A 25331-nucleotide genomic window follows, 5' to 3' on the forward strand; every position below is an offset into this window, starting at 1 on the left:
ATGAAACGCAGCAGACAGTACGCGATCGGCACGGCAGCAGCACTGGCCGTCTCCGCACTCGTTCTCAGCGGATGCAGCAGCACCGGCAGCAGCGACGACTCGTCGTCGGCGGCCGACGGCGAGCTCACTCCGGTCAAGCTCCAGCTCCAGTGGTTCTCCCAGGCCCAGTTCGCCGGCTACTACGCAGCCGTCGACCAGGGCTACTACGAGGATGAGGGCCTCGACGTCGAGATCGTCGAGGGAGGCGCAGACATCGTTCCGCAGGATGCCCTGGCATCGGGAGACGTCGACTACGCCATCTCGTGGGTTCCCAAGGTGCTCGGCTCCATCGAGCAGGGCGCCCACATCACCGACGTCGCGCAGATCTTCGAGCGCAGCGCCACCACCCAGATCTCCTTCAAGGACAAGGACATCACCTCGCCCACCGACCTCGCGGGCAAGAAGGTCGGCAGCTGGGGCTACGGCAACGAGTGGGAGCTCTTCGCCGGCATGCAGAAGGACGGCGTGGAGGTCGGCGACATCTCGCTCGTGCAGCAGGCCTTCGACATGAACGGCTTCCTCGCCGGCGACATCGACGCAGCGCAGGCGATGACGTACAACGAGTACGCGCAGGTGCTGGAAACCGTCAACCCCGCCACAGGTGAGCTCTACCAGCCGGACGAGCTCAACGTCATCAACTGGAACGACGTCGGAACGGCGATGCTGCAGGATGCGATCTGGGCTGATGCCGACAGGCTGGCCGACGACGAGGACTACGCCGACACCACGGTGGCCTTCATCAAGGCCTCCATCAAGGGCTGGGTCTACGCGCGCGACAACCCCGACAAGGCTGCCGCCATCGTGACCGCCGCCGGCTCCACACTGGGCGCGAGCCACCAGCTCTGGATGACCAACGAGGTCAACAAGCTGATCTGGCCCTCGACCGACGGCATCGGCATGGTCGACGAGGCGGCCTGGGACCAGACCGTCGACATCGCGATGAAGACGAAGAACGAGACCGGCGCGACCATCATCTCGACCGATCCGCCCGAGGACGCCTACTCCAACGAGTACGTGGAGAAGGCTCTCGCCGAACTGAAGGACGAGGGGGTCGACACCCTGGGCGCCGACTTCGCGCCCATCGACGTCACCCTCACCGAGGGCGGCAACTGATTCGGGCTTCAGCGAGCGAAGCGAAGTGCACGAATCAGATCGAGTAGCGCCCGACGGAGTCGGACGCGTATCGAGATCTCACAACTGAACAACGCTTCATAAGTTGGTGGAGTAGCGACCGGGCGAAGCTCGGTCGCTACTCGACCAGCGGTGGATGAAAGGCACGCAGCATGACCGACCTCGACCTCTCCGAACTCGACGACCGCACGCGCGAGCTCGACGCCGCGCACGTCTTCCACTCCTGGTCGGCGCAGGCCGGGCTGAATCCGCTCGTCATCGCCGGCGGCGCGGGTTCCCGCGTCTGGGACCACGCCGGCCGCAGCTGGCTCGACTTCTCGTCGCAGCTGGTCAACACGAACATCGGCCACCAGCATCCGGCGGTCATCGCGGCCATCCACGAGCAGGCCGACCTCCTCACCACGGTCGCACCGGCCACGGCCAACCTGGCCCGCGGCGAGGCCGCCAAGCGCATCACCGACCGTGCACCGGCCGGCTTCAACAAGGTCTTCTTCACCAACGGCGGGGCGGATGCGAACGAGAACGCCATCCGCATGGCCCGCCTGTTCACGGGCCGTGACAAGATCCTCTCGACCTACCGCTCGTACCACGGCAACACCGGTGCTGCCGTGGTCGCGACGGGCGACTGGCGCCGCATCCCCAACGAGTACGCTCGCGGCCACGTGCACTTCTTCGGACCCTGGCTCTACCGCAGCGAGTTCTGGGCGACGACGCCGGAGCAGGAGTCCGAGCGGGCGCTGCGCCACCTCGAACGCGTCATCCAGTCGGAGGGCCCGTCGTCGATCGCGGCCATCCTGATCGAGACCATCCCCGGAACGGCCGGGGTGCTCATTCCGCCGCCCGGCTACCTCGCGGGCGTGCGGGAGATCGCCGACCGCTACGGCATCCTCATCATCACCGACGAGGTCATGTGCGGCTTCGGACGCGCAGGGCGCTGGTTCGCCTTCGAGGGCTATGACCTGGTCCCCGACCTCATCACCTTCGCGAAGGGGGTGAACTCGGGCTACGTGCCGGCAGGCGGCGTGATCATCTCCGATGCCATCGCGGCCACGTGGGACACGGCGGTCTTCCCCGGCGGACTCACCTACAGCGGGCATCCGCTCGCCATGGCGGCCATCGTCGGGGCACTCGATGCCATGAGCTCGGAGGGCATCGTCGAGAATGCCGCCCGCGTGGGCCGGGAGGCCATCGGGCCCGGGCTCGAGGAGCTCTTCGCCAAGCACGACATCATCGGCGAGGTGCGCGGCGAGGGCGTCTTCTGGGCGCTCGAACTCGTCGCCGACCGCGAGACCCGGGAACCCGTGAGCGCCGCCGTGATCGGGCGCATCAAGGGCGCACTGGTCGAGCGCGGCCTGCTGCCGTTCGTCGCCGAGAACCGCATCCACGTCGTGCCGCCCTGCACGGTCACCGACGACGAGGTCGCCGAGGCGCTCGCCACCTACGACGAGGTGCTCTCACTCCCGCTGGTCGAGTAGCGACGACGAAGTCGACGCGTATCGAGACCACACACACCTCACCTCAGAATCCACGAACACAGATCGGACCCATCATGACCACCACGCTCGACCACTGGATCAACGGAGCTGCCAGTGCGGGAGAGTCGACGCGCACGGCGCCCGTCTACGACCCCGCGAAGGGCATCGTGCAGAAGGAGGTGCGGCTGGGCAGCGTCGCAGACGTCGGTGCCGCCGTCTCGGCTGCGGCAGCAGCGTTCCCGGCCTGGAACGAGACCTCGATCGCACGTCGCCAGCAGGTGATGTTCGCGTTCCGCGAGCTGCTGAACTCGCGCAAGGGCGAGCTCGCCGAGATCCTCACCAGCGAGCACGGCAAGGTGCTCTCGGATGCCGGCGGTGAGATCGCGCGCGGCCTCGAGGTCGTGGAGTTCGCCTGCGGCATCGCCCACCTCACCAAGGGCGACTACTCCGAGAACGTCTCGACCGGGGTCGACGTCTACACGGTGCGCCAGCCGCTCGGCGTCGTCGGCATCATCTCGCCGTTCAACTTCCCGGCGATGGTGCCGCTCTGGTTCTTCCCGATCGCGATCGCAGCCGGCAACACCGTGGTGCTGAAGCCGTCGGAGAAGGATCCGTCTGCGGCCATCTGGATGGCCGAGCTGTTCGCCGAGGCGGGGCTGCCGGCCGGCGTCTTCAACGTGGTGCACGGCGACAAGGAGGCCGTCGACGCCCTGTTGACGCATCCGGACGTCGCGTCCATCTCCTTCGTGGGCTCGACGCCGATCGCGCAGTACATCTACGAGACGGCGTCGGCCAACGGCAAGCGCGTGCAGGCCCTCGGCGGCGCCAAGAACCATATGCTGGTGCTGCCGGATGCCGACCTCGACCTGACCGCCGACGCCGCGGTGAACGCCGGCTTCGGGTCGGCGGGCGAGCGCTGCATGGCCATCTCGGTGGTGCTCGCGGTCGACTCCATCGCCGACGAGTTGGTCGCGAAGATCACCGAGCGCATGGCCGGACTGACCACGGGCGACGGCCGCCGCTCCTGCGACATGGGACCGCTCATCACCGAGGTGCACCGCGACAAGGTGGCCTCCTACATCGATGTGGCTGCGACGGATGGCGCGACAGTCGTCGTCGACGGGCGAGACGGCGAATTCGATGGAGACGCCGACGGCTTCTGGCTCGGGCCGACGCTCATCGACAAGGTGCCGCTCACCTCATCGGTCTACACCGACGAGATCTTCGGCCCGGTGCTGTCGATCGTGCGGGTGTCCTCCTACGAGGAGGGACTCGGCATCATCAATGCCGGCAGGTACGGCAACGGCACCGCCATCTTCACCAACGACGGCGGCGCCGCCCGGCGCTTCCAGCGCGAGGTGCAGGTGGGCATGGTCGGCGTGAACGTGCCGATCCCGGTGCCCGTGGCGTACCACTCCTTCGGCGGGTGGAAGGCCTCGCTGTTCGGCGACGCCAAGGCCTACGGGCCGGCCGGTGTGCAGTTCTTCACCCGCGAGAAGGCCATCACCTCGCGCTGGCTCGACCCGAGCCACGGCGGCATCAACCTGGGCTTCCCGCAGCACGATTAGGGAGTATCGAAGCGCTTCGGACGCCGACTTCGTCGGGTCCTCAGCGAGCGGTTCTCGAGGACCCGCTCGCTGAGGCCCGCGCGCAGCGCGCGGTCGAAGCGTCTTCTAGCGGGAGCTGAACGCCGCGATGCGCGCCTGCGCCTCCGGCGTCCCGAACGCGGCGCCGATGGTGCGCGCCTCGTCGTCGAGGTTCTCCTGGAAGGTTCTCCCGCGGCTCGCCAGCATCAGTCGCTTCGCCTGACCGAACGCTCCGGTCGCCCCGGCGAGCCACGCTTCGGCGATGGCGCGCGCACGCCGGGCGACGGCATCCGCTCCGCCCGTATCAACGCTGACGACCTCGGTCACGAGTCCCCAGTCGAGGGCTTCGGATGCCGTCAGCCGCCGTGACGTGAGAGTGAGCTCGAGGGCCCGCCGCATGCCGATCGCCTCGGGCAGCAGCGTGCTCACGCCGCAGTCGGGGGTGAGGCCGATGTCGGAGTACTTGCTGGCGAAGCTCGCGTGCTCCGACGCCACGATCACGTCGGCGCACAGCATGAAGCCGAGTCCGCCGCCGGCGACGGCGCCCTGCACTGCAGCCACGATGGGCTTGCCGCTCTCGCGGAAGAACACGTGGCCGGCGTGGATCACGTCGGCGTGCGCGGCGATCGCCGATCCGTCACCCACCGTCGTGCCCATCTCGCGCACGTCCCCGCCGGCGCAGAACGCGCGGCCGGTGGCATCGAAGAGCACGGCGCCGATGTCGTCGCGCTCGGCGATCTCGCGCCCGATGTCGCGCCAGCGTTCGGCGGCCTCGGGGTTGATCGCGTTGAGGCGCTCGGGGCGGTTGAGCGTGACGTGGGCGAGCCCGTCCGTCACCTCGAGGAGAATCGTGTCGCTCACCTGCGGCAGCCTACTCACGCCTTCCCCGGAACGCTGCAGACTTGTCGGTCCCCGCAATCGCACACCGTCCGCGCGATCCGACGTTGAGAGCTTGTCGTGCACCGGAGGCCTTCGAGAACGAAGATCGCCACCTCCTACGCGTGCGCCGCCTCGATGTCGGCCGCGCGGGTGCGCAGGATGTCGACGACGGTGCGCACGGCCAGGCGCTCCGCCACATCAGGGCGCAGCAGCGCCACGATGTCCCGCTCGGCATCCACTCCCCGCAGGGGCTTCAGGATGACGCGGCTCGGGTCGATGCCGCCCGAGGTGTACCGCGGGATGAGCGAGATGCCGAGGCCGGCTGCCACGAACGACTCGACCATGCGCAGATCGCTGATGCGCTGGAACACCGTCGCGCGGTGCCCGGCCACCTGTTCGATGTCGTGCAGGATGCGCTCGAACGGGAAGCCGACGGGCACGCCGATCCACGGGTCGTCGATCACGTCGGCGGGGGTCAGGTAGCTGCGTCCGGCGAGGCGGTGGTCGGGCGGGATGGCGATGTCGAGCGGCTCGACCATGAGGGGAACGGCGCGGAGCCCCCGACCGCCCCACGCGCGAGTGCCGCGCAGCGAGTGCGCCAGCACGATGTCGAAGTCGGCCGTGAGCGACGGGAAGTCGAGCAACTCGGCGTCGCCGTCGGAGCAGTGCACCACGAGTCCGGGGATGAGCGCCACATCCGCGAGCACGCCGGGCAGCAGCACCTGGCCGGCCGAGGGGAACGTGGCCAGCCGCACCTCGCCACTCGGGTGATTGCGGAACTCGTCCCAGAGCGCCGTCGCCCGCTCCAGCGCCACGGCGACGTCGGTCGCGCTGCGGGCCAGGGCGATGCCGGCGCCGGTGAGCTGGATGCCGCGACCGCTGCGCTCGGTGAGCGGCATGCCGGCCTCCCGCTCGAGCACCTTGAGCTGTTGCGACACCGCTGAGGGCGTGCGGTGGGTGGCCTCGGCGACGGCCGTGACGCTGCCGCGCTCGGAGAGTTCGCGGAGTAGGTCGAGTCGTCGCACATCCATGTAGCCAACCTACATCCATCATGCAGAATCATTCGATTGTGCTGCAAGGTTGCGCGGAGCAGAATGACAGTACCCACCCAACTCGAAAGGCTCCATCATGACCGCGCTGCTCATCATCCTCGGCATCATCGCGGTCGGCGCCATCGCCGGAACCCTCACCCTTCTCGCGACGGACGGCTACGGCCGCACCCCCAAGCGCGAGTACGTCCGCATCTTCTAGGAAGAGAGCGGGCATTCGCATCCGCTCGGTTCGCCGCACAGACGAACTCCGGATGCGCTGAGGCCGCCACCACGCCAGGGACGGCGCGGGAGGCGGCCTTTCTCATTGCCACCCCCGCGGCCTTCCGCAAGGCCCTTCGCATTGACCGGGGCAGCCGATACGTTGGCCGACATGGCTGAGATCGCACCCGATGAGAGCGAGTTGCGTTCGCCGGACGACGGCGAGCTGCGTCGCTTCTTCGTCGGCCTCGCCGAGGGCCTGACGGCGGCCGGCGAATCCGTCGACAGGGTGCAGGCGATCATGCAGGAGGTCGCGGCCGCCTACGGCGCACCGGATGCCAACTTCGCCGTGCTCCCCACCATGATCATGGTCCAGACGGGAGAAGCCACCGACACCCGCGTCGCCATCTCCTCCAAGGTGCGGTCGAGCCTGAGGTTCGACCAGATCGCCGAGCTCTCGGCCCTCGTCCGACGTGCTCGCGACGGCGCCATCGATCCCGTGGAGGGGATCGACGAGCTCAACGCGATCGGCGAGTCGACGCCGCGCTTCGGCTGGCCGCTGCGCGTCTTCGGCCACGGCGTGCTCACGCTGGGCCTCGCCCTGATGCTGTTCCCGAGCTGGCAGGGCGCGGCCGTCGCCTTCGCTCTGGGCCTTCTCGTCGGGCTGTTGAAGCTCCTGCGCTCTCCCACGCTCGCCCTCATCTTCCCCGTGGTGGCCGCGTTCATCTCGTCGCTGGTCGTGTTCCTGCTCGCAGACACCCTCGGCATCTCCGACCCGCTGCGTGTGCTCATCGCTCCCCTCGTGACCTTCCTCCCGGGTGGTCTCCTCACGACGGGCACGGTCGAACTCGCGGCAGGCCAGATGATCGCCGGAACGGCTCGGCTCGTGACGGGCTTCGTGCAACTGGCCCTCCTCGCCTTCGGCATCCTCGCGGCAGGAACCCTCGTCGGGATCGACGGCTACAGCTACATGTCGAGCGACTCGGAGCGGCTCTACCTCTGGTGGGTGCCCCTCATCGGACTCGTGCTCTTCGCTGCCGGAAACTACCTGCACTTCTCGTCGCCGCCACGCACCTTCGGCTGGGTGCTGCTCGTGCTGGTGGTCGCCTACGGCGGACAACTCCTCGGCGGCGTCGTCTTCGGCGCCACCCTGAGCGGATTCTTCGGCGCGCTGCTCATGACGCCACTCGTGCTCTGGATCGAATCGCTCCGCCGCGGAGTGCCGTCGCAGCTCACCTTCCTGCCCGCCTTCTGGATCCTGGTTCCAGGATCGGCCGGGCTCATCGGACTGACCGAGGTCTTCGGCGCCGACGCCAACGACCAGGACCTGAGTTCGGCTCTGACGACGGTGATCGCCATCGCACTCGGAGTGCTCATCGGCACGGCCGTCTATCGCAGCATCCGGTACGGAGCACAGGAGCTCGGCAACTTCCACATCGACCTCCCCGGGGTCGTCGCCCCGCTGAAGCCCGGAACGCCGGGCTCCTGGAAGCGCGTCTTCCGACGCGGGCAATAGAGTTGTGGCCGTGACTGACGCGCGGACCAAGCTCATCGAACTCATCTCATCGGATGCCGTGTTCCACGGCGACTTCACCCTGACGAGTGGCAAGAAGGCGACGTACTACGTCGACCTGCGCAAGGTGAGCCTCGACCACCGTGCAGCACCGCTCATCGGGCAGGTCATGCTCGACCTCATCGCCGACATCCCCGATGTCGCCGCCGTCGGCGGCATGACGATGGGCGCAGACCCCGTGGCGTCCGCGATCCTGCACCAGGGCGTGGCTCGCGGTCTCGAGTACGACGCCTTCGTCGTGCGCAAGGAGCCGAAGGACCACGGTCGCGGTCGCCAGGTCGAGGGACCGGAGCTCGCCGGCAAGCGCGTGATCGTGCTCGAGGACACCTCGACCACGGGTGGCTCGCCACTCAAGGCCATCGAGGCCCTCCGCAAGGTGGGCGCCGAGATCGCCGCCGTGGCCGTCGTCGTCGACCGCGACACCGGAGCACGCGAGATCATCGAGGCCGAGGGCGTCCCCTACTTCTACGCCATCGGACTCGACGACCTGGGCCTGCGCGATGCCTGACGGTCCTGACGAACGCGACGGAACCGACGCCGAGCAGGATCCGGAGATCGGCGGCGCGGACTGGCTGCTCGCGCAACTCTCGGGCGGCCGTCGCGCCCGTCGCGACGCTGACGTTCCGGCCGAGGTGGCTGACGACGACGTCACGTCCGACGACGCGTCGTCCCCGGATGCCGCCGACGACGAGCCGGTCATCCCGGTCTGGTCCGGCGCACCGGCCTCTGCGCCCGCCCAGGAGTCGACTCCTCCTGAGCAGCAGCCGACCGAGAGCGTGCCGCAGCCCGACTTCTCGGATGCTTCGGATGCTGCCGACCCTGCTGACGTACCTGTCGCGCCCGTCGTTGCCGACGAGCGCGCGACGGACGCCTCGGCCGGGCTCGAAGCCGAGGCGCACCGCGAACCCGAAGCCGCCGAAACTGCTGCCACATCGTCGGCGGTGTGGCACCTGTTCTCCGACTTCGACGATGAGCCTGTGTCGCCCGCATCCGCTGCTCCCGATGACGAGCCGCAGTCGGGTTCCGAGCAGGCCCAGCCGATCACCGCCGACGCGGCGTCTCAGGCCGACGACCTCGCCGCCGCCGAAGCCGAGGCCGGCTTCCACTGGGGCCTGCGCGCCGGAGAGGACCCGGCGAAGTACGCCAACGGCCACGAGTCCGAGTCCGACGCTGAGCCCATCGACGACGTGGTTCCCGCGGTCGGCATGGCTCCGTTCGTCGCGCCGGTCTTCGGGGCCCCTCCCGCCGAGCCGCTGCGGTTCCCCACCCCGGTGCCGCCTGCGTCCGAGTCTGATCCGGAGCCCGAGGCGGACCCCGAGCTCGAGGGAGCGGCAGAGGCGCAGGCGGAGCTCGAGCCCGCGCGGGAACCCGACCCCGAGGCAGAGCCGGACTCCGAGCGCGAGCCCGCCGCCTTCGCCGATGCCGACACTGCAGCCACCGCTCTGATCGCGACGTCCGCGGCCGAGCGGCAGGCCTCGTTCATCGACACCCTCGACGCCAGCCCGGCCCTGAGCGGCCTCTCGTTGCCCCCGGTCTATGCCGCCGAGGCCGACAACGCCTCGACCGACGGCACGGCGACACCGGACGCTGGGGGATCCGACGGTGGCACGCCGCCGACGACCCCGCCCACCGACACGCCTTCAGTCGACCGCCGTCTGCTCTGGATCGCGGGCGGCCTCGTGCTGCTCGTCGTGCTCGTCGGCCTGTTCTTCCTCGGCACCCTCCTGCCCAAGATGTTCGCGGGAGCACCGGCACCGACCCCCACGGCATCGGCGACGCCCACCCCGACACCCACCCCGACGCCGACTGTCGCCCCTCCGGTCACAGGCCCGGCCGCCGCCGGCGAGCACCCGTGGGATCAGCTGGGCGGCACCGAGTGCGTCGATCCCTACGCCGGCCCCTGGGCCGAGACGTTCACCGTCGTCGACTGCGCGGCCCCGCACGCGGCTCAGCTCGTCTACCGGGGCAGCTTCGGGGGCGACGCGACGACAGCGTTCCCCGGTGAGGAGGCGCTCGCCTCGCAGATCAACCTGCTCTGCAGCGCACCGGGCGTCATCGACCTCGACGCCGCCGGCCAGTTCCCCGACCTGCAGCTGCAGGGCAGCTTCCCCGTGACCGAGGAGCAGTGGACCAGCGGCCAGCGCTACTACTACTGCTTCGTCTCGCGCTCGGGCGGCGAGCCCATCACCGCCAGCGTGGCCGGGCCGGGCCCGGCGGCCTGAGCCATGACCGGCCGCGTGCTCGTCCTCGGGTCCCTCAACGTCGACTCGACGAGCTATGTCGCGGACTTTCCCGAGCCCGGTGAGACTGTCTCGAGCACCGGCTACGCCGTCGCGCTCGGCGGTAAAGGTACGAACCAAGCCATCGCCGCGCACCTGGCCGGGGCATCCGTCGACCTGGTCGCCCGCGTGGGAACCGATGCCGCGGCCACCTTCGCACTCGAGACCGTGCGCGGCTTCGGTGTCGCGCTCGACGCGATCGACCAGGTTCCGGATGCCGCGACGGGCGTCGCGCAGATCACCGTGGCTGCCTCCGGCGAGAACACCGTCATCGTGTCGGCCGGAGCGAACGCCCATGTCACGGCCGACGCCGTCGAGGCGCACCGCTGGGACGTCGCCGCCGCCGATATCGCGCTCACCCAAGGCGAACTGCCGGTCGATGCCGTCGAGCGGTTGGCCTCTCTGAGCTCGGAGGTCGGCACCCGATTCGTGCTCAACCTCGCCCCGCCGGTTCCGGTGTCCACGGCGGCCCTCGCCGTCTGCGACCCGCTGGTCGTGAACCAGCACGAGGCCGTCGCCCTCGGCATCGGCACCGCGGAGACCACTGGACTCGACGCCTGGCGCACCGTCGCCGAGTCCGCCGCTGGACGACGCTGCAGGTCGATCGTCATCACACTCGGCGCTGAGGGTGCCGTCTCGGCCGCCGGAGCGGAGTCGGCGAGCGTCGACGAGCACGACCTGTCGCGCAGCTCCCAGTGCCCGTCGCCCCGGGTCACCGCCGTCGACAGCACCGGAGCCGGCGACTGCTTCACCGGCACCCTCGCCGCCTTCCTCTCCGAGGGCCGCCCGCTGAGCGAGGCCGTCGCCGTGGCCGTCGCCGCCGGTGCGCTGTCCGTCACCTCCCGGGGGACCGTGGGCTCGTACGCACCCCGGGCCGACCTCCTCGCCTTCGCGGCCCGATCGGGCATCGCGTGACCGATCGCATCCCGGTGATCATCGACTGCGATCCGGGTCATGACGACGTCTTCGCACTCTGGCTGGCGGCGGGCAGCCCGCTCCTCGAGCTGCGCGCCGTGACCGCCGTCGGCGGCAACGGCACCCTCGTGCACACCGAGCGCAACGCGCGCATCGCCCTCGGGGTCGCCGGGGTGATGGATGTCCCGGTGGCGGCCGGCGCCGACCGTCCTCTCGTGCGTGAACTCGTCACGGCCGAGTGGATCCACGGCGAGAACGGCCTCGGCGGCCCGGTGCTGCCGGAGCCCGTCGTGCCGCTCGACCCCCGCTCGGCCGTGGAGCTCATGGCCGATGCGATCACGGCATCCGTCGACCCCATCGCCATCATCGCGACAGGACCGATCACCAACGTCGCCACCCTGCTGCGCGATCGCCCCGAGCTGGCGGCCGGCATCCGCGAGATCGTCTGGATGGGCGGATCGACCGGGCGCGGCAACGTGACGCCCGCGGCGGAGTTCAACGCCTGGGTCGATCCCGAGGCACTCGCCATCGTGCTCGACAGCGGCGTGCGCTTCACCATGGTCGGGCTGAACGTCACCCACGACGCCCTCGTCACCTCTGAGGTGCGGGCGCGCATCGCCGCCATCGGCAACGGCACCGCTGCGTTCGGGGCCGAACTGCTCGACTTCTTCTGCTCCACCAACGACGCCGTGTTCGGGCTGCCCGACGGCCCGCTGCACGATCCCGTGGCGGTGGCGGTGCTGGCTGCTCCGGATGCCGTCGGCACGGTGTTCACCAGGCTCGACGTCGAGGTCGCCGGCGTGCACACGGCGGGCGCGACACTGGTCGACCTCGACGGCATGCTGGGTCGGCCCGCGAACGCCCACGTCGCCGTGAGCCTCGACGTGCCGCGCTTCTGGGACGCGCTCGAGGCGGCGATCGCGCGCCTGGCCTGACCCGCCTGCGTACGCTGGACGGATGAGCACAACACCAGCCCTCGTCTCCCTCGGCCTCGCCGGGGTCCTCGATCGAGCAGCCATCCGGGAGCTCGCCGTGGCAGCCGAGGCCGCCGGCCTGCACGCGCTCTGGCTGAACGACACCCCCAATGGCGAGGCTCTCGCCGGGCTCGCCGCCGCGGCCGAGGTCACGGATCGGCTGGTGCTGGCGACGGGGGTGATCCCGTTCGACCGGTGGCCGGCATCCGTCATCGCCGAGAGGGTGCGCGACCTCTCACTGCCTCAGGACCGCCTCGTGCTGGGCGTCGGGTCCGGATCCGCCCGCCGCCCGCTGGCTCTCGTGACGCCGCAGCTCGACGAGCTGCAGCGCAGCGTCGAGGCGCCCGTGCTGCTCGGGGCGCTGGGGCCGAAGATGCGCGAGCTGGCAGCGACGCGCGCAACAGGCGCGCTGCTGAGCTGGCTGCCCCCGGAGATCGCCTCCGAGACCGCCGCCGCACTGCGCGAGACGGCGACGGATGCCGCCAGGCCACGTCCGCGGGCCGTGCTCTACGCACGCGGCATCGTCGACCCCGAGGCGGCAGACGCGCTGGCCGAGGAGTCGGCTCGCTACGGCTCGTACCCGAGCTACGCCGCCAACTTCGAGCGCCTCGGCATCGGTGCGAGCGACACGACCATCACGGGGACGAGCCCGGAGGCGCTGCGCGAGCGGCTCGATGCCTACAGGGCGGGCGTCGACGAACTCGTGTTCCGGGCGATCACGGCCGACGGCTCGACTCCCGCGTACAGGCGCATCATCGACGCGCTGGCCGAAGCCGCTCGCTGAGCGACAACCCGCTCGCTGAGGGCCGAGCGAAGCGACCGCCCGAAGCGCCTCTGGTGCTGGCTCGTCCGGCGCGCTTCGAACGCCGACTTCGTCGGGTCCTCAGCGAGCAGGGATGAGCCGCACCCGCCCGAAGCGCGCGCTGAGCGCTACACCTCCGACTCGAGCGGCTCCTTCGCGACCAGCTCGTGCACGCCGCTCAGGATCTCGTCGGGGCGGAAGGGGTAGCGGTTGATCTCGGCCTCGTCGCTGATGCCGGTCATCACGAGGATGGTGTGCAGGCCGGCCTCGATGCCGGCGACGATGTCGGTGTCCATGCGGTCGCCGATCATGGCGGTGTTCTCGGAGTGGGCGCCGATGCGGTTCATGGCCGATCGGAACATCATCGGGTTCGGCTTGCCGACGACGTAGGGGTCCTTGCCCGTCGCCTTGGTGATGAGCGCCGCGATGGCTCCGGTGGCGGGCAGGGGGCCGTCGGCACTCGGGCCCGTGGCATCCGGATTCGTCACGATGAAGCGGGAACCGCCGGCGATCAGCCTGATGGCCTTCGTGATGGCCTCGAACGAGTAGTTGCGGGTCTCGCCCACCACCACGTAGTCGGGGTCGGTCTCGGTCATGATGAAGCCGGCCTCGTGGAGGGCCGTGGTGATGCCCGCCTCCCCGATCACGAACGCCGATCCACCGGGGATCTGCGAGGCGCAGAAGTCGGCCGTGGCCAGCGCGCTCGTCCAGATGCGCTCCTCGGGAACGATCAGGCCCGAGGCGCGGAGCCGGGCGCTCAGGTCGCGGGGCGTGAAGATCGAGTTGTTCGTGAGCACGAGGTAGGGGGCGTCCTGGTCGCGCCACTGCTGCAGCAGGGCGGCGGCTCCGGGGAGGGGCTCGTTCTCATGGACGAGCACGCCGTCCATGTCGGTCAGCCAGCATTCGATCTCGTCACGACGGTGCATGGCACCAGCCTAGAGCGTCCGAGTTCCCCGTGATCACTGGCCGAGGAGGCGCCTCATAGCGCATCGGGTGGCCTCGCGGTGAAGTTTTCCCCATGTGAAGCACTCTTACGCCGCCCGTCACAATGCACTCCCGATCCGCCGACATGCTCCATAGCCTTGCGGCACTTCGACCGGCATCGACCTCCCTGGCCGGCCCTTCCCCTGGAGCACACACCTCATGACCAAGAAACGCCTCATCCTCGCGCCCGTCGTGGCGCTCGCCGTCACGGCCGCGATCGCCCTCTCCGGCTGCGCGGCGAACACGGCGACGACGCCTGCGGCAGACGCGAAGCCGCTCGACGGCGGCACGATCGTCTACGGCCACCAGCAGGAACCGGCATGCGTCTTCGGCGGCTGGATCGAGCAGGCCTACCTCAGCTACAACGTGCTCGACAGCCTGGTCTCGCTCGACGAGGACCACCAGGTGGTGCCCTGGCTGGCCGAGAAGTGGGCAGTCTCCGACGACGGCCTGCAGTGGACGTTCGACCTCAAGCCCGACGTGAAGTTCACCGACGGCAGCGACCTGACCGCCGAGGTCGTGGCCTACAACTTCGACTACTGGGTGAACGGCGGCGGCAACAGCACGGCGCTGGCCTGGCTCGGCGGCTACTACCAGGGCGCTGAAGCCGTCGACGACCTCACCGTGCAGGTCGACCTGGCCAAGCCCTACCCGCGCCTCGCCGACAACCTGACGCAGGGCTACTTCGGCATCCAGTCGCAGAAGGCATTGACCGAGCGCACCCAGGAGGAGAACTGCGCGGCCCCGATCGGCACCGGCGCCTTCATCGTGGACCACTGGGACCGCGGGCAGGAGATCGTGCTGAAGCGCAACGACGGCTACACCTCGTGGCCGGCCAACGCGGAGCACACGGGTCCGGCGCTGGTCGACGAGGTCGAGTGGAAGTTCATCGCCGACGCCACCACGCGTGTGGCAGCCCTGAAGAGCGGCGAACTCGACGCCGTCTACGACGTTCCGGCCGTGCAGTGGAAGCCGACGGGAGACGCCGGGTTCACCCTCGAGAAGTACGTCACGCCGGGGCGCCCGCAGGTGCTCACCTTCAACACCGCGCAGGGTCCGTTCACCGACGAGTCCGTGCGGCAGGCCTTCGCGTACGCCGTCGACCGCAAGGAGATCGTCGAGTCGATCGGCCGCGGCGTGATCCCCTACGAGGGCAACGGCGGTGTCAGCCAGACCACCCCCGGCTACAGCCAGAAGGCCGCGGACTGGTACACCCAGGACCTCGACAAGGCAGCCGACCTGCTCGACGCGGCCGGATGGACCGAGACCGACTCCGACGGATACCGCACCAAGGACGGCGAGACCCTCGAGGTGACGCTCCCGTACTTCACGGGCTCGATCATCACCGCCGATGGCGTCTCGATCCTGCAGGGCGTGCAGGAGCAGGCCAAGAAGTCGGGCTTCAAAGTCGACCTGATCCCCGTTCCGCAGGCCGAGGCGTTCTCGGGCGCGTACAGCAAGCCCGACGAGCGCGACATCTACCCGGGCTACTGGACGGCCGTCACGAGCGGCATCCTGCAGATCAACTGGGGTGCGGGATCGGACGGCAACCCGAACAACTGGAACGCCTCGTTCACCGACTACCCCGAGCTGCAGGCTCTCATCCTGCAGGCCAACTCCGAGCCCGACGTCGACAAGCAGAACGCCCTCTACGAGCAGGCGCAGGAGTACATCGCCGAGCACGCCCTCGCGATCGGCGTCTACGACAGGCTCTCGACGCTGGCGGTCTCGCCGAAGCTCAAGGGCGTCTGGCAGGAGCACGCACAGGGAGGACCGACGTTCTATGACGCGTACTTCGTTCAGTGAGACGGATGCCGAGACCGGCGGCCTGCTCGGTTCGGCCCCACCGCGTCGGGGCCGGGGAGCGCCGCGACTCGTCGTGGGCAAGGTGGTGAGCGCCGCGCTGGTCCTGTTCGGCGCCGCCACCGCCGCCTTCTTCGCCCAGGCGTCGCTTCCGGGTGACCGGGCCACGGTGATCCTCAACATCCGCGCCGGCCAGGCCGTCGCGCGCACGCCGGAGGAGCTCGCGCCGATCAACGCCGAGTACCACCTGCACGATCCGCTGATCGTGCAGTACTTCGGGTATCTGCGCGGGCTCGTGGTCGGCGACCTCGGGAACTCGTACCAGCAGCATCGCCCGGTGATCGCGATCATCGCCGACCAGCTGGGCGCGACCATCGTGCTCACTCTCACCGCGCTCGTGTTCGCCTGGATCATCATGGTGGTCTGGGTGACCCTCACCGCGGGCAAGGGACCGGCATCCCGGGCCATCGGCGGATTCTTCGACACCGTGGCGGCAGGGCTTCCGCACTACTGGCTCGGGATCATCCTGCTGCTGGTCTTCGCGCTGTCGCTGGGATGGTTCCCCGTGATCGGGGGAACGGGCCCGGTGGGACTGGTGCTGCCGGCGCTGACCCTCGCGATCCCGCTGGCCGGATTCCTCGGTCAGGCCACGCGGACGGAGTTCGAGCGCGCCCTGGACTCGCCGTTCGTGCTGACGGCCCGGATGCGGGGAATGGGCGAGACCGGCATCCGGCTGCGCCACGTGCTCCGCCACGCCGTGCTTCCCGCCGTCACGCTGTCGGGCTGGGCGCTCGGCGCGACGATCTCGGGCGCCGTGGTGGTGGAGGCCGTGTTCGCACGGCCGGGCATCGGTCAGGTGCTGGTCACCGCCGTGAGCAGCCAGGACATGCCCGTCGTGATCGGCATCGTCATGCTCATCGCCGCCTTCTACGTGCTGGCGAACCTGCTCGTCGACATCGCCTACGCCATCATCGACCCGCGCCTCAGGAGGACGTCATGACCGCGACCATCGCACCGGCGGCACCCCGGCCGACGGCATCCGCCCGCCTGCTGCAGCTGCCGTGGGACCTGTTCGCCGCCCTCACGGCGACGGCGGTGTTCGCCCTCGCCGCGCTCTGGCCGGCGCTCCTGGCCACGCAGGGGCCGTTCGCGATGGACCTGGCGAACACGCTGGCTCCGCCGTCGTCGGCGCACTGGTTCGGCACCGACGAGTCGGGTCGCGACCTGTACTCGCGGGTGATCTACGGAACCGCGGCATCATTGGGCGTCGGCATCGGCGCCGCGGTGGTCAGCCTCACCCTCGCCGTCATCCTCGGGTCGCTGGCGGCCCTCGGCAACAGGCCCACGGCGGCCGCTGTGGGCTGGCTGCTCGAAGTGGCCTTCGCCTTCCCGGCGCTGCTGCTCTCCCTGCTGCTGATCGCCGTGCTCGGCCCGTCGATCCTCACCCTCATCCTCGCGGTGGGGATCGGCACTGCCCCGGGCTACGCCCGCATGGTGCGCGGGCAGATCCTCAGCGCCCGCGGCGCTCCCTACGTCGAGGCGGCCGTGGCGCTCGGCCACTCGCGTGGCCGCATCCTGCGCCAGCACATCCTGCCGAACTCGTTGCGCCCCCTCGTGGCCGTGTTCGCGCTCTCGATCGGGCAGTCGATCGTCTGGGCGTCGAGCCTGTCGTTCCTCGGCCTGGGCATCGCGCCGCCGGCGCCCGAGTGGGGCGCCCTGCTCGACGCGGGACGCGGCTACATCACCGTCGCCGGATGGCTCACGGTGATCCCCGGCCTCGTGATCGTGCTCCTCGCCCTGACCACGACGACCCTCGGCCGCCACCTGCAGTCGATCCTCGAGAAGGGTGAGAAATGATGAGCGCCATCACCACGGATGCCGCGGCCTCAGACCTCGCGGCCGAGATCGACAATCTGGCCGGCTTCAGGCCGCGGCTGCGCGTGCGCGACCTCTCCGTCGCATTCCAGACCACCGGCGGCCTGCGTCCGATCGTTCAGGACGTGTCCTTCGACCTGTATCCGGGTCAGTGCGTCGCGATCGTCGGCGAGTCCGGGTCGGGCAAGTCGGTCACCGCCCGCACCGTGGTCGGGCTCACTGGCCGCGGCGCCCGGGTGTCGGCCGGCGAGCTCTCCCTGCACGGCCGCGACGTCTCCGGGCTGTCGGATCGGCAGTGGCAGGGCATCAGGGGCAAGGAGGTGGGCTTCATCCTCCAGGACGCCCTCGTGTCGCTGGACCCCCTGCGTCCTGTCGGAGCCGAGATTGCCGAGAGCCTGCGGCTCCACGGTTGGGGCGACGCCGCAGCCCGCAGCACGAAGGTCATCGAGCTGCTGACCTCGGTCGGCGTACCGAAGCCGGAGCTGCGGGCTCGCCAGCGTCCGGATCAGCTCTCGGGTGGCCTGCGCCAGCGTGCGCTGATCGCGTCGGCCCTCGCCCTCGCCCCCGACGTCGTCATCGCGGACGAGCCCACCACGGCGCTCGACGTCACGGTGCAGGCCCAGGTGCTCGAGCTGCTCGAGGAGTCCAAGCGCCGCGGCGCGTCGATCATCCTCATCAGCCATGACCTGTCCGTGGTCGCCCAGCTCGCCGATCACATCCTCGTGATGAAGGACGGCCGCGTGGTGGAGCAGGGAGCGGCAGCAGACCTGCTGGCCGCTCCGCGCGAGGCGTACACCCGTGCGCTCATCGCCGCGGTGCCCAGCGAGGACACCCGGGGCGGTTCGCTCAGCCCGGCCGGTGCCGCCCTGCTCGAGGCCGCCCCGCCGGCGCGCGAGGTGCACGACGAGGTCGTGCTGTCCGCCCGCGACGTCGTCAAGCACTTCAGGTCGTCCGACGGTTCGGTGACGACCGCCGTCGACTCGGTGTCGTTCGACCTGCACCGCGGAGAGACCCTCGGCATCGTCGGCGAGTCCGGCTCCGGGAAGAGCACGACGGGGCGCATCGCCCTGGCGCTGGAGCAGGCTGATGCCGGCACGGTGACCCTGCTCGGCCAACCGTGGTCGAGCCTGCCCGAGCCCAGGCGGCGTGCGCTGCGGTCGCGCATCTCGGTCGTCTCGCAGGACCCGCTCTCGAGCTTCGACCCGCGCTGGAACGTGGAGCGCATCCTGGTCGACGCGCTGCAGCGCGGCGTGTTCCCCAGCGCCTCGGCTCGCGCCGAGCGCATCCGGGAACTCCTCGATCAGGTCGGCCTGCCGCACGCCGTGCTGCGGCGCTTCCCGCTGCGTCTCTCCGGAGGGCAGCGTCAGCGGATCGCCATCGCGAGGGCCCTCGCCGAGGCGCCCGACATCATCGTGCTCGACGAGGCGGTCTCGGCCCTCGACGTGACGATCCAGGCGCAGATCCTCGACCTGCTCGTCGTGCTGCAGCGACAGCACGGCCTGAGCTACCTGTTCATCTCGCACGACCTCGGCGTCATCGCGCACCTCAGTCACCGGGTGCTCGTGATGAAGGACGGCGTCGTGGTCGAGTCCGGAACGCCCGACGACATCTTCCACCGTCCGCAGGAGCCGTACACCCGCGAGCTCATCGCCTCCATCCCCGTCTTCGACCCCCGACCCGCTCAGGAGCAGAACGCATGACCACCCCGCTGCACTTCAACGCCTTCGTGATGAACACGAACTCCCACATCCACCACGGCCAGTGGCGCCGCTCCGACGCCGGCCAGGTCGACTTCAACGACGTCAGGCTCTGGATCGACCTCGCGCAGAAGCTCGAGGCCGCGAAGTTCGACGCGCTGTTCTTCGCCGACGTCACCGGGGTCTACGGCGACGCGGATGCCGACTTCGACGTGTACATCCGCGAGGGACTGCAGATCCCGTCGAACGACCCCATCCCGCTCGTGGCGGCGCTCGCCGTGCACACCGAGAAGATCGGCCTGGCGCTCACCTCGAACGTCGCGCAGAGCCACCCGTACCAGTTCGCGAGGCAGGTCTCCACGCTCGACCACATCTCGAACGGCCGCATCGCCTGGAACATCGTCACCGGCCTGCAGGACAACGGGGCACGCAACTTCGGCTTCCCGCGACTGACCGACCACACCGAGCGCTACGCCTGGGCCGAGGAGTACGTCGACGTCACCTACAAGCTGTGGGAGGGCTCGTGGGACGAGGGAGCGCTCCTGAAGGACCGCGAGAACGGCGTCTTCGGCGACTCGTCGAAGATCCACAAGATCAACCACGAGTCGGAGCGCTACTCGGTGCAGGGGCCGCACCTGCCGTCACCGTCGCCGCAGCGCACCCCCGTGCTCTACCAGGCGGGGTCGAGCGCTTCGGGTCGCGACTTCGCCGCCCGCAACGCCGAGGCCGTGTTCCTGATCTCGCCGAGCCCCGAGCTCGCGCGCCAGCAGATCGAGGCGACGCGGTCGCGTGCCGTCGAGTTCGGTCGCAGGGGCGAGGACATCAAGTTCTTCCAAGGGCTCTCGTTCGTCATCGGCGACACCGAGGAGGAGGCCCTCGCGAAGGCCGAGGAGTACGAGAAGTACATCAGCATCGAGGGCTACCTCGCTCACTCCGCCCTGGTCGACTCCGACGGCAGGGTCTACGACCCGCAGACCCCGCTACGCGACGTCGACACGAACACGGCGAAGGGCTTCGGCGAGTGGGTGTCGAAGGCCATCACCGACCGTGAGCCGATCGTCGCAGACATCGCCGTGCTCATCTCGCGGTCGACGCGACTCGTCGGAACGCCCGAGCAGATCGCCGATGCCCTCGAGATCTGGCAGGCGGCCGGAGTCGACGGCATCAACGTCATCAACTGGGTCATCCCGGGCTCCTTCGAGGAGTTCGCAGACAAGGTCCTCCCGGTGCTGCGCGCGCGGGGCCTCGCCCAGAGCGAGTACGGCGACGGCCCCACGCTGCGCGATCGCCTGTTCGGCGAGGCACGGCTGAACGACCGGCATCCGGCGGCGAAGTACCGAGGTGCGTTCGCGCCGGTCGAGGTCGGGGCGTGAGCATCGGCACCGGAACCGCCGACACCGCGCTCGCCGCTGCACGCAGACGACTCGAGCCCGTGTTCGAGCGCATCGCCGCGACGGCGCTCGAACACGAGACGTCGGGAACGCGGCCCCACGCCGAGACCGCGACGCTCGCCGCAGCCGGATTCGGTGCCCTGCGCATCCCGGTGGCGGATGGCGGCGCCGGCCTCGGCGTCGAGGAATTCTTCGAGCTGCTCGTCGACCTCGCGGCGGCGGACTCGAACCAGCCGCAGATCTGGCGCAACCACATCGCCTTCGTCGAGGACCGTCTCGCCGGTCGCACGGATCGCGACGGCGAGTGGCGCCGGCGGATCGGGGCCGGCGCGGTGATCGGCGGAGCCTGGTCGGAGCTGGGGACCACGAGCATCCTCGGCGACACCAGGATCGAGCGCGTCGACGGCCGTCTGCTGCTGAACGGCGTCAAGTACTACAGCACGGGCTCGATCTACGCCGACTGGGTCGGCGTGCTCGCGCTCGCCGAGGACGGCGCCGCGCGCCTCGTACTCGTCGACGCGCGTGCCGACGGCGTCGACCTCGTCGACGACTGGAACGGATTCGGCCAGCGGGCGACGGGCAGCGGCACGACGCGGCTCCGCGACGTGCTGGTCGCCGAGGAGCACGTTCTCGACTTCACCGACCGCTTCGTCTCCCAGGAGGCGGTGTACCAGCTCGTGCTGCTCGCGGCCCTCGCCGGAATCGCCCGGACGGTGCGGGACGAGGCAGTTCAGGCCGTGACGGCCCGCAGTCGGTCCTACCCGCACGGGCTGTCCGAGCGCCCGCGCGACGACGCCCAGGTGCAGCAGGTGATCGGTCGCATCGCGGCGCACGCGTTCGTCGCCGAGGCCGCGGTCGGCCGTGCTGCCCGAGTGCTCGACTCCGTGTGGGAGGAGATCGGCGCGGGTGGCGAACCCACCGTGGCGGCGCGCGCTGCGGCCATCGCGGTCTACGAGGCCCAGATCGGGGTGACGGATGCCGCCCTGGCGGCGTCGACGCTCGTCTTCGACGCGCTCGGCTCGTCGGGGGTCGGCCGCCCCTTGGCCCTCGACCGGCACTGGAGGAACGCCCGCACCATCACCTCGCACAACCCGCGCATCTACAAGGAGCGCGTGATCGGCGACGTCCGTCTCAACGCGGCGGACCCGCTGAGCATCTACACGGTCCCGTCGGCGGATTCGACAGCAGCGAACACGGAGGCATCGGCATGACCGAGAAGAAGCAACTCATCCTCAACCTCTTCGAGATGGCGTGCATCAGCCACATCACCCACGGGCTGTGGCCGCTGCCGGGCAACAACCGCCATCGCTTCGACGAGCTCGAGTACTGGACGGAACTGGCAGAGATCCTCGAGGCCGGCGGTTTCGACGCCGTCTTCCTCGCCGACGTGATCGGCGCCTACGACGTGTTCCGCGACGGGCCCGAGACGGCCCTGCGCGAGGGCCTGCAGAGCCCCAACATCGACCCGCTCCTGGTCATCCCGGCGATGGCGGCCGTGACCAAGCGACTCGGATTCGGCGCCACCTTCTCGACGACCTACGAGCCCCCGTTCGCGTTCGCGCGCCGGGCGTCGACCCTGGACCACCTCACCCGCGGCAGGTTCGGCTGGAACATCGTCACCTCGTACCTGCCGAACGCCGCGCGCAACTTCGGGCTCGAGGGCGAGATCCCCCACGACCGCCGCTACGAGCTCGCCGACGAGTACCTCGACGTGCTCTACAAGCTGTGGGAGGGCTCGTGGGACGACGGGGCCGTCGTGTACGACCGTGAGCGGGGGATCGCCACGGATCCGTCGAAGGTGCGCTACATCGACCACGTCGGCGCGGCCCACCGCGTCGCCGGGCCCCACATCGTGCATCCGTCACCCCAGCGCACGCCGGTGCTGTTCCAGGCCACGGGATCGCCGGCGGGAACCGAGTTCGCCGGACGCCATGCCGAGCTGGTGTTCACCGGCGGGCGCACGGCGGAGGACTTCCGTGACAACGTCGCCGGCATGACGGCGGCGGCAGAGCGTCACGGGCGCGCCCGCGAGGACATCAAGTTCATCGTGCAGGCCGGCGTGATCGTCGGGCGGACCGAGGAGGAGGCGGCGGACAAGTGGCGGCTCTACCGCGAGCACACCAGTCTCGACGGCATCCTCGCGCACGCCAGCCTGCCCGTGGACATCACGACCTCACCTCGCGACATCACCGTCGCCGAGGCGATCCGGCGCTCGGGCAGCGAGCTCGACCGCCTGCCGTTCCTGCCGCTCGACAGGTCGGTCGGCGAGGTGCTCGACGGGCTCCGCGCCGGTCGGGCCGAGCGGTACTTCGTCGTGGGAACCCCCTCGGTGGTCGCCGACGAGATCGAGCGCTGGCTCGACGAGGACGGCGTCGACGGCATCAACCTCCGCCAGTACCACTCCTTCGACACCGCGCGCGACTTCGCCGAGCTCGTCGTGCCGGAGCTGCGCCGCCGCGGTCGGCTTCCCGACCCGAGTGAAGCCGATGAGCGCGCCACCCTGCGCGAGCGCCTGTTCGGACGCGGGCCCCGCCTCCCCGACAACCACATCGCCACCCGGTACCGGGGCGGAGCCAACCTCGACGTTCCCGTGCCGCCGCTGCGGTTCCCCGAGGCGGCGCTGGCCTGATCGCCGACCGGGTCGCGGGTCGGGTCGCGGGCGCGAGTCCGCCGGGAGGCGGTCTCAGGTCGTGAGCCAGATCGCTTCCCGGCCATCGGCGTCCAGCTCCACGGCCGTGCCGTCGGGTCCGTCGAGGGTGTCGCCCGACAGTGTCACGAGCACTCCGGGGCGGATGCCGCAGGCGGCCAGGCGGCGCAGCAGCTGGGGGTCGCGGTCGCTGATGCGCACGACGGTTCCCGCATGCCCCGCCGGGGCCTCGGAGAGCAGCACCGTCGGCACCGAGACGATGCTGCCGTCGGCCTGCGGGATCGGGTCGCCGTGGGGGTCGCGGGCGGGCCTGCCCAGGTGCGCGTCGATGGCCTCGAGCAGCCGATCGCTGATCGCGTGCTCGAGCACCTCGGCCTCGTCGTGAACCGCGTCCCAGCCGTAGCCCATGTCGCTCACGAGCCAGGTCTCGACGAGCCGGTGCCGGCGCACGACGCCGAGTGCTCGCGAGAGTCCGGCATCCGTCAGCCTGATCGCGCCGTAGGGCTGATGCGTGACGAGTCCCTGGGCGGCGAGCTTCTTCACCATCTCGGTGACCGATGACGGCGCTACGGCCAGTCGCGTCGCGAGCACCGACGGCGTGATCGGCTCGGGCTGCCACTCCGTGTGGGCGTGGATCGTCTTGAGGTAGTCCTCGATCGCCGGGGAGGTGTTCGCCATCGCGTTCAGACTATCCGCAGGTCTCAGCCGGTGAAGACGAGCCACAGCAGCACGCCGTTGAGGGTCACCAGGAACACCGACGCCGCCACGCCGGCTGCCGTCGTCGCCCAGTGGTTGCGCCATGGGCCGAGCACGCTCGAGCGGGCCGTGAGGATCACGAGCGGGATCAGCGCGAACGGGATGCCGAAGGAGAGCACGACCTGGCTGAGCACGAGCGCGAGTGTGGGGTCGAAGCCGATCGCGAGCACCACGAGGGCCGGCACGAGCGTGACGAGGCGACGCGTCAGCAGGGGGATGCGGGCATGCAGCAGGCCGGCCATGATCTCGGCTCCGGCATAGGCGCCGACCGAGGTCGAAGCCAGTCCCGAGGCGAGCAGGCCGACGGCGAAGAGGGTGGCGACGATCGGGCCGAGTGATGCGCCGATGGCGGCGTAGGCGCCCTCGAGACTGTCGGTCCCGGCGATGCCGGAGAGGTTGGCGGCGGCCAGCAGCAGGATGCACAGGTTCACCGTGCCGGCGATGGCCATGGCGATCGAGACGTCCCACCGGGTGGCGCGCAGCAGGCGCTTGGTGCTGAACCCGCCGTTGGCCGTGCGGGTCTCATCGCCGCCGAAGCGGTCGCGGGAGAGCGCGGAATGCGCGTAGATCGCATGCGGCATGATCGTGGCCCCGAGGATCGACGCGGCGAGCAGCACGGAACCCGAGTCCTCGAAGCGCGGAACCAGTCCGCCCAGCACGCTCCCGGCCTCGGGGGGCGCGAGGAAGACGCCGACGCAGAAGCCCGTGGAGATGATGACGACGAGCCCGATGATGATGAACTCGAAGGTGCGCGGCCCGCGCCGGCTGTGCACGACGAGCAGCAGCAGCGAGACGATCCCCGTGATCAGGCCGCCGACAACCAAGGGGATTCCGAACAACAGATTGAGGGCGACGGCCCCGCCGATGACCTCGGCCAGGTCCGTGGCCATGGCCACGGCCTCGGCCTGCAGCCAGTAGGCGATGCGAGCCGGACGCCGACGGATGCGGCGGCCCAGCACCTGCGGCAGACTCTCGCCCGTGACGATGCCGAGCTTGGCCGAGAGGTACTGGATGAGCCACGCCATGCCGTTGGCCAGCACGACCACCCAGACGAGGAGATAGCCGTAGCGTGCGCCGGCGGTCATGTTGCTGGCGACGTTGCCCGGATCGAGGTAGGCGACGCCGGCCACGAGGGCCGGGCCCATGAGCCAGACGACGCGCGTGCCGGCGGCGGAGCGCGGTGGGCGCGCGACGGTGGCGGGAGCATCCCCCGGCGTCATCGCCACCACATCTTTCGGCACACCGAAACCCTAGCTCGGATTTAGGGATACCGAA

Annotated in this window: 22 protein-coding genes; 17 read left to right on the forward strand and 5 right to left on the reverse strand. The window is 70.0% G+C overall.

What is annotated here, in order from left to right; genetic code table 11:
* The 3 genes from E4M00_RS10740 (at position 1) to E4M00_RS10750 (ending at position 4213) form a co-directional block, all read left to right on the forward strand.
* Positions 1–1152 (forward strand): ABC transporter substrate-binding protein, encoded by a 1152-nt coding sequence (locus E4M00_RS10740; RefSeq protein ID WP_135120476.1) that lies wholly within the window; start codon positions 1–3, stop codon positions 1150–1152.
* 170 nt (positions 1153–1322) lie between these two features.
* Positions 1323–2645, forward strand: coding sequence for an aspartate aminotransferase family protein (locus E4M00_RS10745; RefSeq protein ID WP_135120477.1), 1323 nt, complete (start codon positions 1323–1325; stop codon positions 2643–2645).
* A 74-nt stretch (positions 2646–2719) separates the two neighbouring features.
* Positions 2720–4213 (forward strand): CoA-acylating methylmalonate-semialdehyde dehydrogenase, encoded by a 1494-nt coding sequence (locus tag E4M00_RS10750; protein WP_135120478.1) that lies wholly within the window; start codon positions 2720–2722, stop codon positions 4211–4213.
* Positions 4214–4318: 105 nt separating this feature from the next.
* Here E4M00_RS10750 and E4M00_RS10755 read toward each other — a convergent pair whose 3' ends face one another.
* Complete coding sequence (locus E4M00_RS10755; RefSeq protein ID WP_135120479.1) at positions 4319–5092, reverse strand: enoyl-CoA hydratase/isomerase family protein; 774 nt, start codon at positions 5090–5092, stop codon at positions 4319–4321.
* Positions 5093–5226: 134 nt separating this feature from the next.
* A complete protein-coding gene (locus E4M00_RS10760) occupies positions 5227–6141 on the reverse strand; it encodes a LysR family transcriptional regulator (protein ID WP_135120480.1) in 915 nt (304 codons plus the stop codon).
* 97 nt (positions 6142–6238) lie between these two features.
* Here E4M00_RS10760 and E4M00_RS18185 point away from each other — a divergent pair, with 97 nt between their 5' ends.
* The 7 genes from E4M00_RS18185 to E4M00_RS10790 all read left to right on the forward strand — a co-directional run bounded on the left by E4M00_RS18185 (position 6239) and on the right by E4M00_RS10790 (position 12885).
* On the forward strand, positions 6239–6361 hold the full coding sequence (locus E4M00_RS18185) for a hypothetical protein (protein WP_268765619.1): 123 nt from the start codon (positions 6239–6241) through the stop codon (positions 6359–6361).
* 171 nt (positions 6362–6532) lie between these two features.
* Complete coding sequence (locus E4M00_RS10765) at positions 6533–7876, forward strand: threonine/serine exporter family protein (protein WP_135120481.1); 1344 nt, start codon at positions 6533–6535, stop codon at positions 7874–7876.
* 10 nt (positions 7877–7886) lie between these two features.
* Entirely contained in the window at positions 7887–8441 is a 555-nt protein-coding gene (gene pyrE, locus E4M00_RS10770; protein WP_135120482.1) for an orotate phosphoribosyltransferase, read from the forward strand.
* Positions 8434–10155, forward strand: coding sequence for a hypothetical protein (locus E4M00_RS10775; protein ID WP_135120483.1), 1722 nt, complete (start codon positions 8434–8436; stop codon positions 10153–10155). The genes pyrE and E4M00_RS10775 overlap by 8 nt, the downstream gene beginning before the upstream one ends.
* A gap of 3 nt (positions 10156–10158) precedes the next feature.
* Positions 10159–11127 (forward strand): ribokinase, encoded by a 969-nt coding sequence (locus E4M00_RS10780; protein ID WP_135120484.1) that lies wholly within the window; start codon positions 10159–10161, stop codon positions 11125–11127.
* Complete coding sequence (locus tag E4M00_RS10785; protein ID WP_204772996.1) at positions 11124–12062, forward strand: nucleoside hydrolase; 939 nt, start codon at positions 11124–11126, stop codon at positions 12060–12062. The genes E4M00_RS10780 and E4M00_RS10785 overlap by 4 nt, the downstream gene beginning before the upstream one ends.
* Positions 12063–12084: 22 nt before the next feature.
* Complete coding sequence (locus tag E4M00_RS10790; protein WP_135120485.1) at positions 12085–12885, forward strand: LLM class flavin-dependent oxidoreductase; 801 nt, start codon at positions 12085–12087, stop codon at positions 12883–12885.
* 146 nt (positions 12886–13031) lie between these two features.
* On the opposite strand, the gene E4M00_RS10795 is transcribed toward E4M00_RS10790, so the two are convergent.
* Positions 13032–13829: an HAD-IIA family hydrolase gene (locus tag E4M00_RS10795; RefSeq protein WP_056170585.1), complete on the reverse strand. Its 798-nt coding sequence runs from the start codon at positions 13827–13829 to the stop codon at positions 13032–13034.
* A gap of 217 nt (positions 13830–14046) precedes the next feature.
* Here E4M00_RS10795 and E4M00_RS10800 point away from each other — a divergent pair, with 217 nt between their 5' ends.
* From E4M00_RS10800 to E4M00_RS10830, 7 genes are read left to right on the forward strand one after another with little or no spacing between them, the layout of a single operon-like run.
* Positions 14047–15693, forward strand: a complete 1647-nt coding sequence (locus E4M00_RS10800) for an ABC transporter substrate-binding protein (protein ID WP_135120486.1) — start codon at positions 14047–14049, stop codon at positions 15691–15693.
* Positions 15671–16690 (forward strand): ABC transporter permease, encoded by a 1020-nt coding sequence (locus tag E4M00_RS10805; protein WP_135120487.1) that lies wholly within the window; start codon positions 15671–15673, stop codon positions 16688–16690. The genes E4M00_RS10800 and E4M00_RS10805 overlap by 23 nt, the downstream gene beginning before the upstream one ends.
* Positions 16687–17547, forward strand: a complete 861-nt coding sequence (locus tag E4M00_RS10810; RefSeq protein ID WP_135120488.1) for an ABC transporter permease — start codon at positions 16687–16689, stop codon at positions 17545–17547. Before E4M00_RS10805 ends, E4M00_RS10810 begins: the two co-directional genes overlap by 4 nt.
* Positions 17547–19265, forward strand: coding sequence for a dipeptide ABC transporter ATP-binding protein (locus E4M00_RS10815; RefSeq protein WP_135120489.1), 1719 nt, complete (start codon positions 17547–17549; stop codon positions 19263–19265). Before E4M00_RS10810 ends, E4M00_RS10815 begins: the two co-directional genes overlap by 1 nt.
* Positions 19262–20635, forward strand: coding sequence for an NtaA/DmoA family FMN-dependent monooxygenase (locus E4M00_RS10820; protein WP_135120490.1), 1374 nt, complete (start codon positions 19262–19264; stop codon positions 20633–20635). Before E4M00_RS10815 ends, E4M00_RS10820 begins: the two co-directional genes overlap by 4 nt.
* A complete protein-coding gene (locus E4M00_RS10825; protein ID WP_135120491.1) occupies positions 20632–21864 on the forward strand; it encodes an acyl-CoA dehydrogenase family protein in 1233 nt (410 codons plus the stop codon). Before E4M00_RS10820 ends, E4M00_RS10825 begins: the two co-directional genes overlap by 4 nt.
* Positions 21861–23282 (forward strand): NtaA/DmoA family FMN-dependent monooxygenase, encoded by a 1422-nt coding sequence (locus E4M00_RS10830; protein WP_135120492.1) that lies wholly within the window; start codon positions 21861–21863, stop codon positions 23280–23282. Before E4M00_RS10825 ends, E4M00_RS10830 begins: the two co-directional genes overlap by 4 nt.
* A 54-nt stretch (positions 23283–23336) precedes the next feature.
* Here E4M00_RS10830 and E4M00_RS10835 read toward each other — a convergent pair whose 3' ends face one another.
* Entirely contained in the window at positions 23337–23978 is a 642-nt protein-coding gene (locus E4M00_RS10835; RefSeq protein WP_135120493.1) for a metal-dependent transcriptional regulator, read from the reverse strand.
* A 23-nt stretch (positions 23979–24001) separates the two neighbouring features.
* Positions 24002–25276 (reverse strand): Nramp family divalent metal transporter, encoded by a 1275-nt coding sequence (locus E4M00_RS10840; protein ID WP_135120581.1) that lies wholly within the window; start codon positions 25274–25276, stop codon positions 24002–24004.
* Positions 25277–25331 lie beyond the last annotated feature (55 nt).

This window comes from Orlajensenia leifsoniae (assembly GCF_004570845.1).
In the GTDB taxonomy this organism is placed as follows: domain Bacteria; phylum Actinomycetota; class Actinomycetes; order Actinomycetales; family Microbacteriaceae; genus Orlajensenia; species Orlajensenia leifsoniae.

Coding starts and splice junctions, on each gene's coding strand:
- E4M00_RS10740 (WP_135120476.1), top strand. CDS start 1: ATGAAACGCAGCAGACAGTACGCGATCGGCACGGCAGCAGCACTGGCC.
- E4M00_RS10745 (WP_135120477.1), top strand. CDS start 1,323: ATGACCGACCTCGACCTCTCCGAACTCGACGACCGCACGCGCGAGCTC.
- E4M00_RS10750 (WP_135120478.1), top strand. CDS start 2,720: ATGACCACCACGCTCGACCACTGGATCAACGGAGCTGCCAGTGCGGGA.
- E4M00_RS10760 (WP_135120480.1), bottom strand. CDS start 6,141: ATGGATGTGCGACGACTCGACCTACTCCGCGAACTCTCCGAGCGCGGC.
- E4M00_RS18185 (WP_268765619.1), top strand. CDS start 6,239: ATGACCGCGCTGCTCATCATCCTCGGCATCATCGCGGTCGGCGCCATC.
- E4M00_RS10765 (WP_135120481.1), top strand. CDS start 6,533: ATGGCTGAGATCGCACCCGATGAGAGCGAGTTGCGTTCGCCGGACGAC.
- E4M00_RS10775 (WP_135120483.1), top strand. CDS start 8,434: ATGCCTGACGGTCCTGACGAACGCGACGGAACCGACGCCGAGCAGGAT.
- E4M00_RS10780 (WP_135120484.1), top strand. CDS start 10,159: ATGACCGGCCGCGTGCTCGTCCTCGGGTCCCTCAACGTCGACTCGACG.
- E4M00_RS10790 (WP_135120485.1), top strand. CDS start 12,085: ATGAGCACAACACCAGCCCTCGTCTCCCTCGGCCTCGCCGGGGTCCTC.
- E4M00_RS10795 (WP_056170585.1), bottom strand. CDS start 13,829: ATGCACCGTCGTGACGAGATCGAATGCTGGCTGACCGACATGGACGGC.
- E4M00_RS10800 (WP_135120486.1), top strand. CDS start 14,047: ATGACCAAGAAACGCCTCATCCTCGCGCCCGTCGTGGCGCTCGCCGTC.
- E4M00_RS10805 (WP_135120487.1), top strand. CDS start 15,671: ATGACGCGTACTTCGTTCAGTGAGACGGATGCCGAGACCGGCGGCCTG.
- E4M00_RS10810 (WP_135120488.1), top strand. CDS start 16,687: ATGACCGCGACCATCGCACCGGCGGCACCCCGGCCGACGGCATCCGCC.
- E4M00_RS10815 (WP_135120489.1), top strand. CDS start 17,547: ATGAGCGCCATCACCACGGATGCCGCGGCCTCAGACCTCGCGGCCGAG.
- E4M00_RS10820 (WP_135120490.1), top strand. CDS start 19,262: ATGACCACCCCGCTGCACTTCAACGCCTTCGTGATGAACACGAACTCC.
- E4M00_RS10830 (WP_135120492.1), top strand. CDS start 21,861: ATGACCGAGAAGAAGCAACTCATCCTCAACCTCTTCGAGATGGCGTGC.
- E4M00_RS10835 (WP_135120493.1), bottom strand. CDS start 23,978: ATGGCGAACACCTCCCCGGCGATCGAGGACTACCTCAAGACGATCCAC.
- E4M00_RS10840 (WP_135120581.1), bottom strand. CDS start 25,276: ATGACGCCGGGGGATGCTCCCGCCACCGTCGCGCGCCCACCGCGCTCC.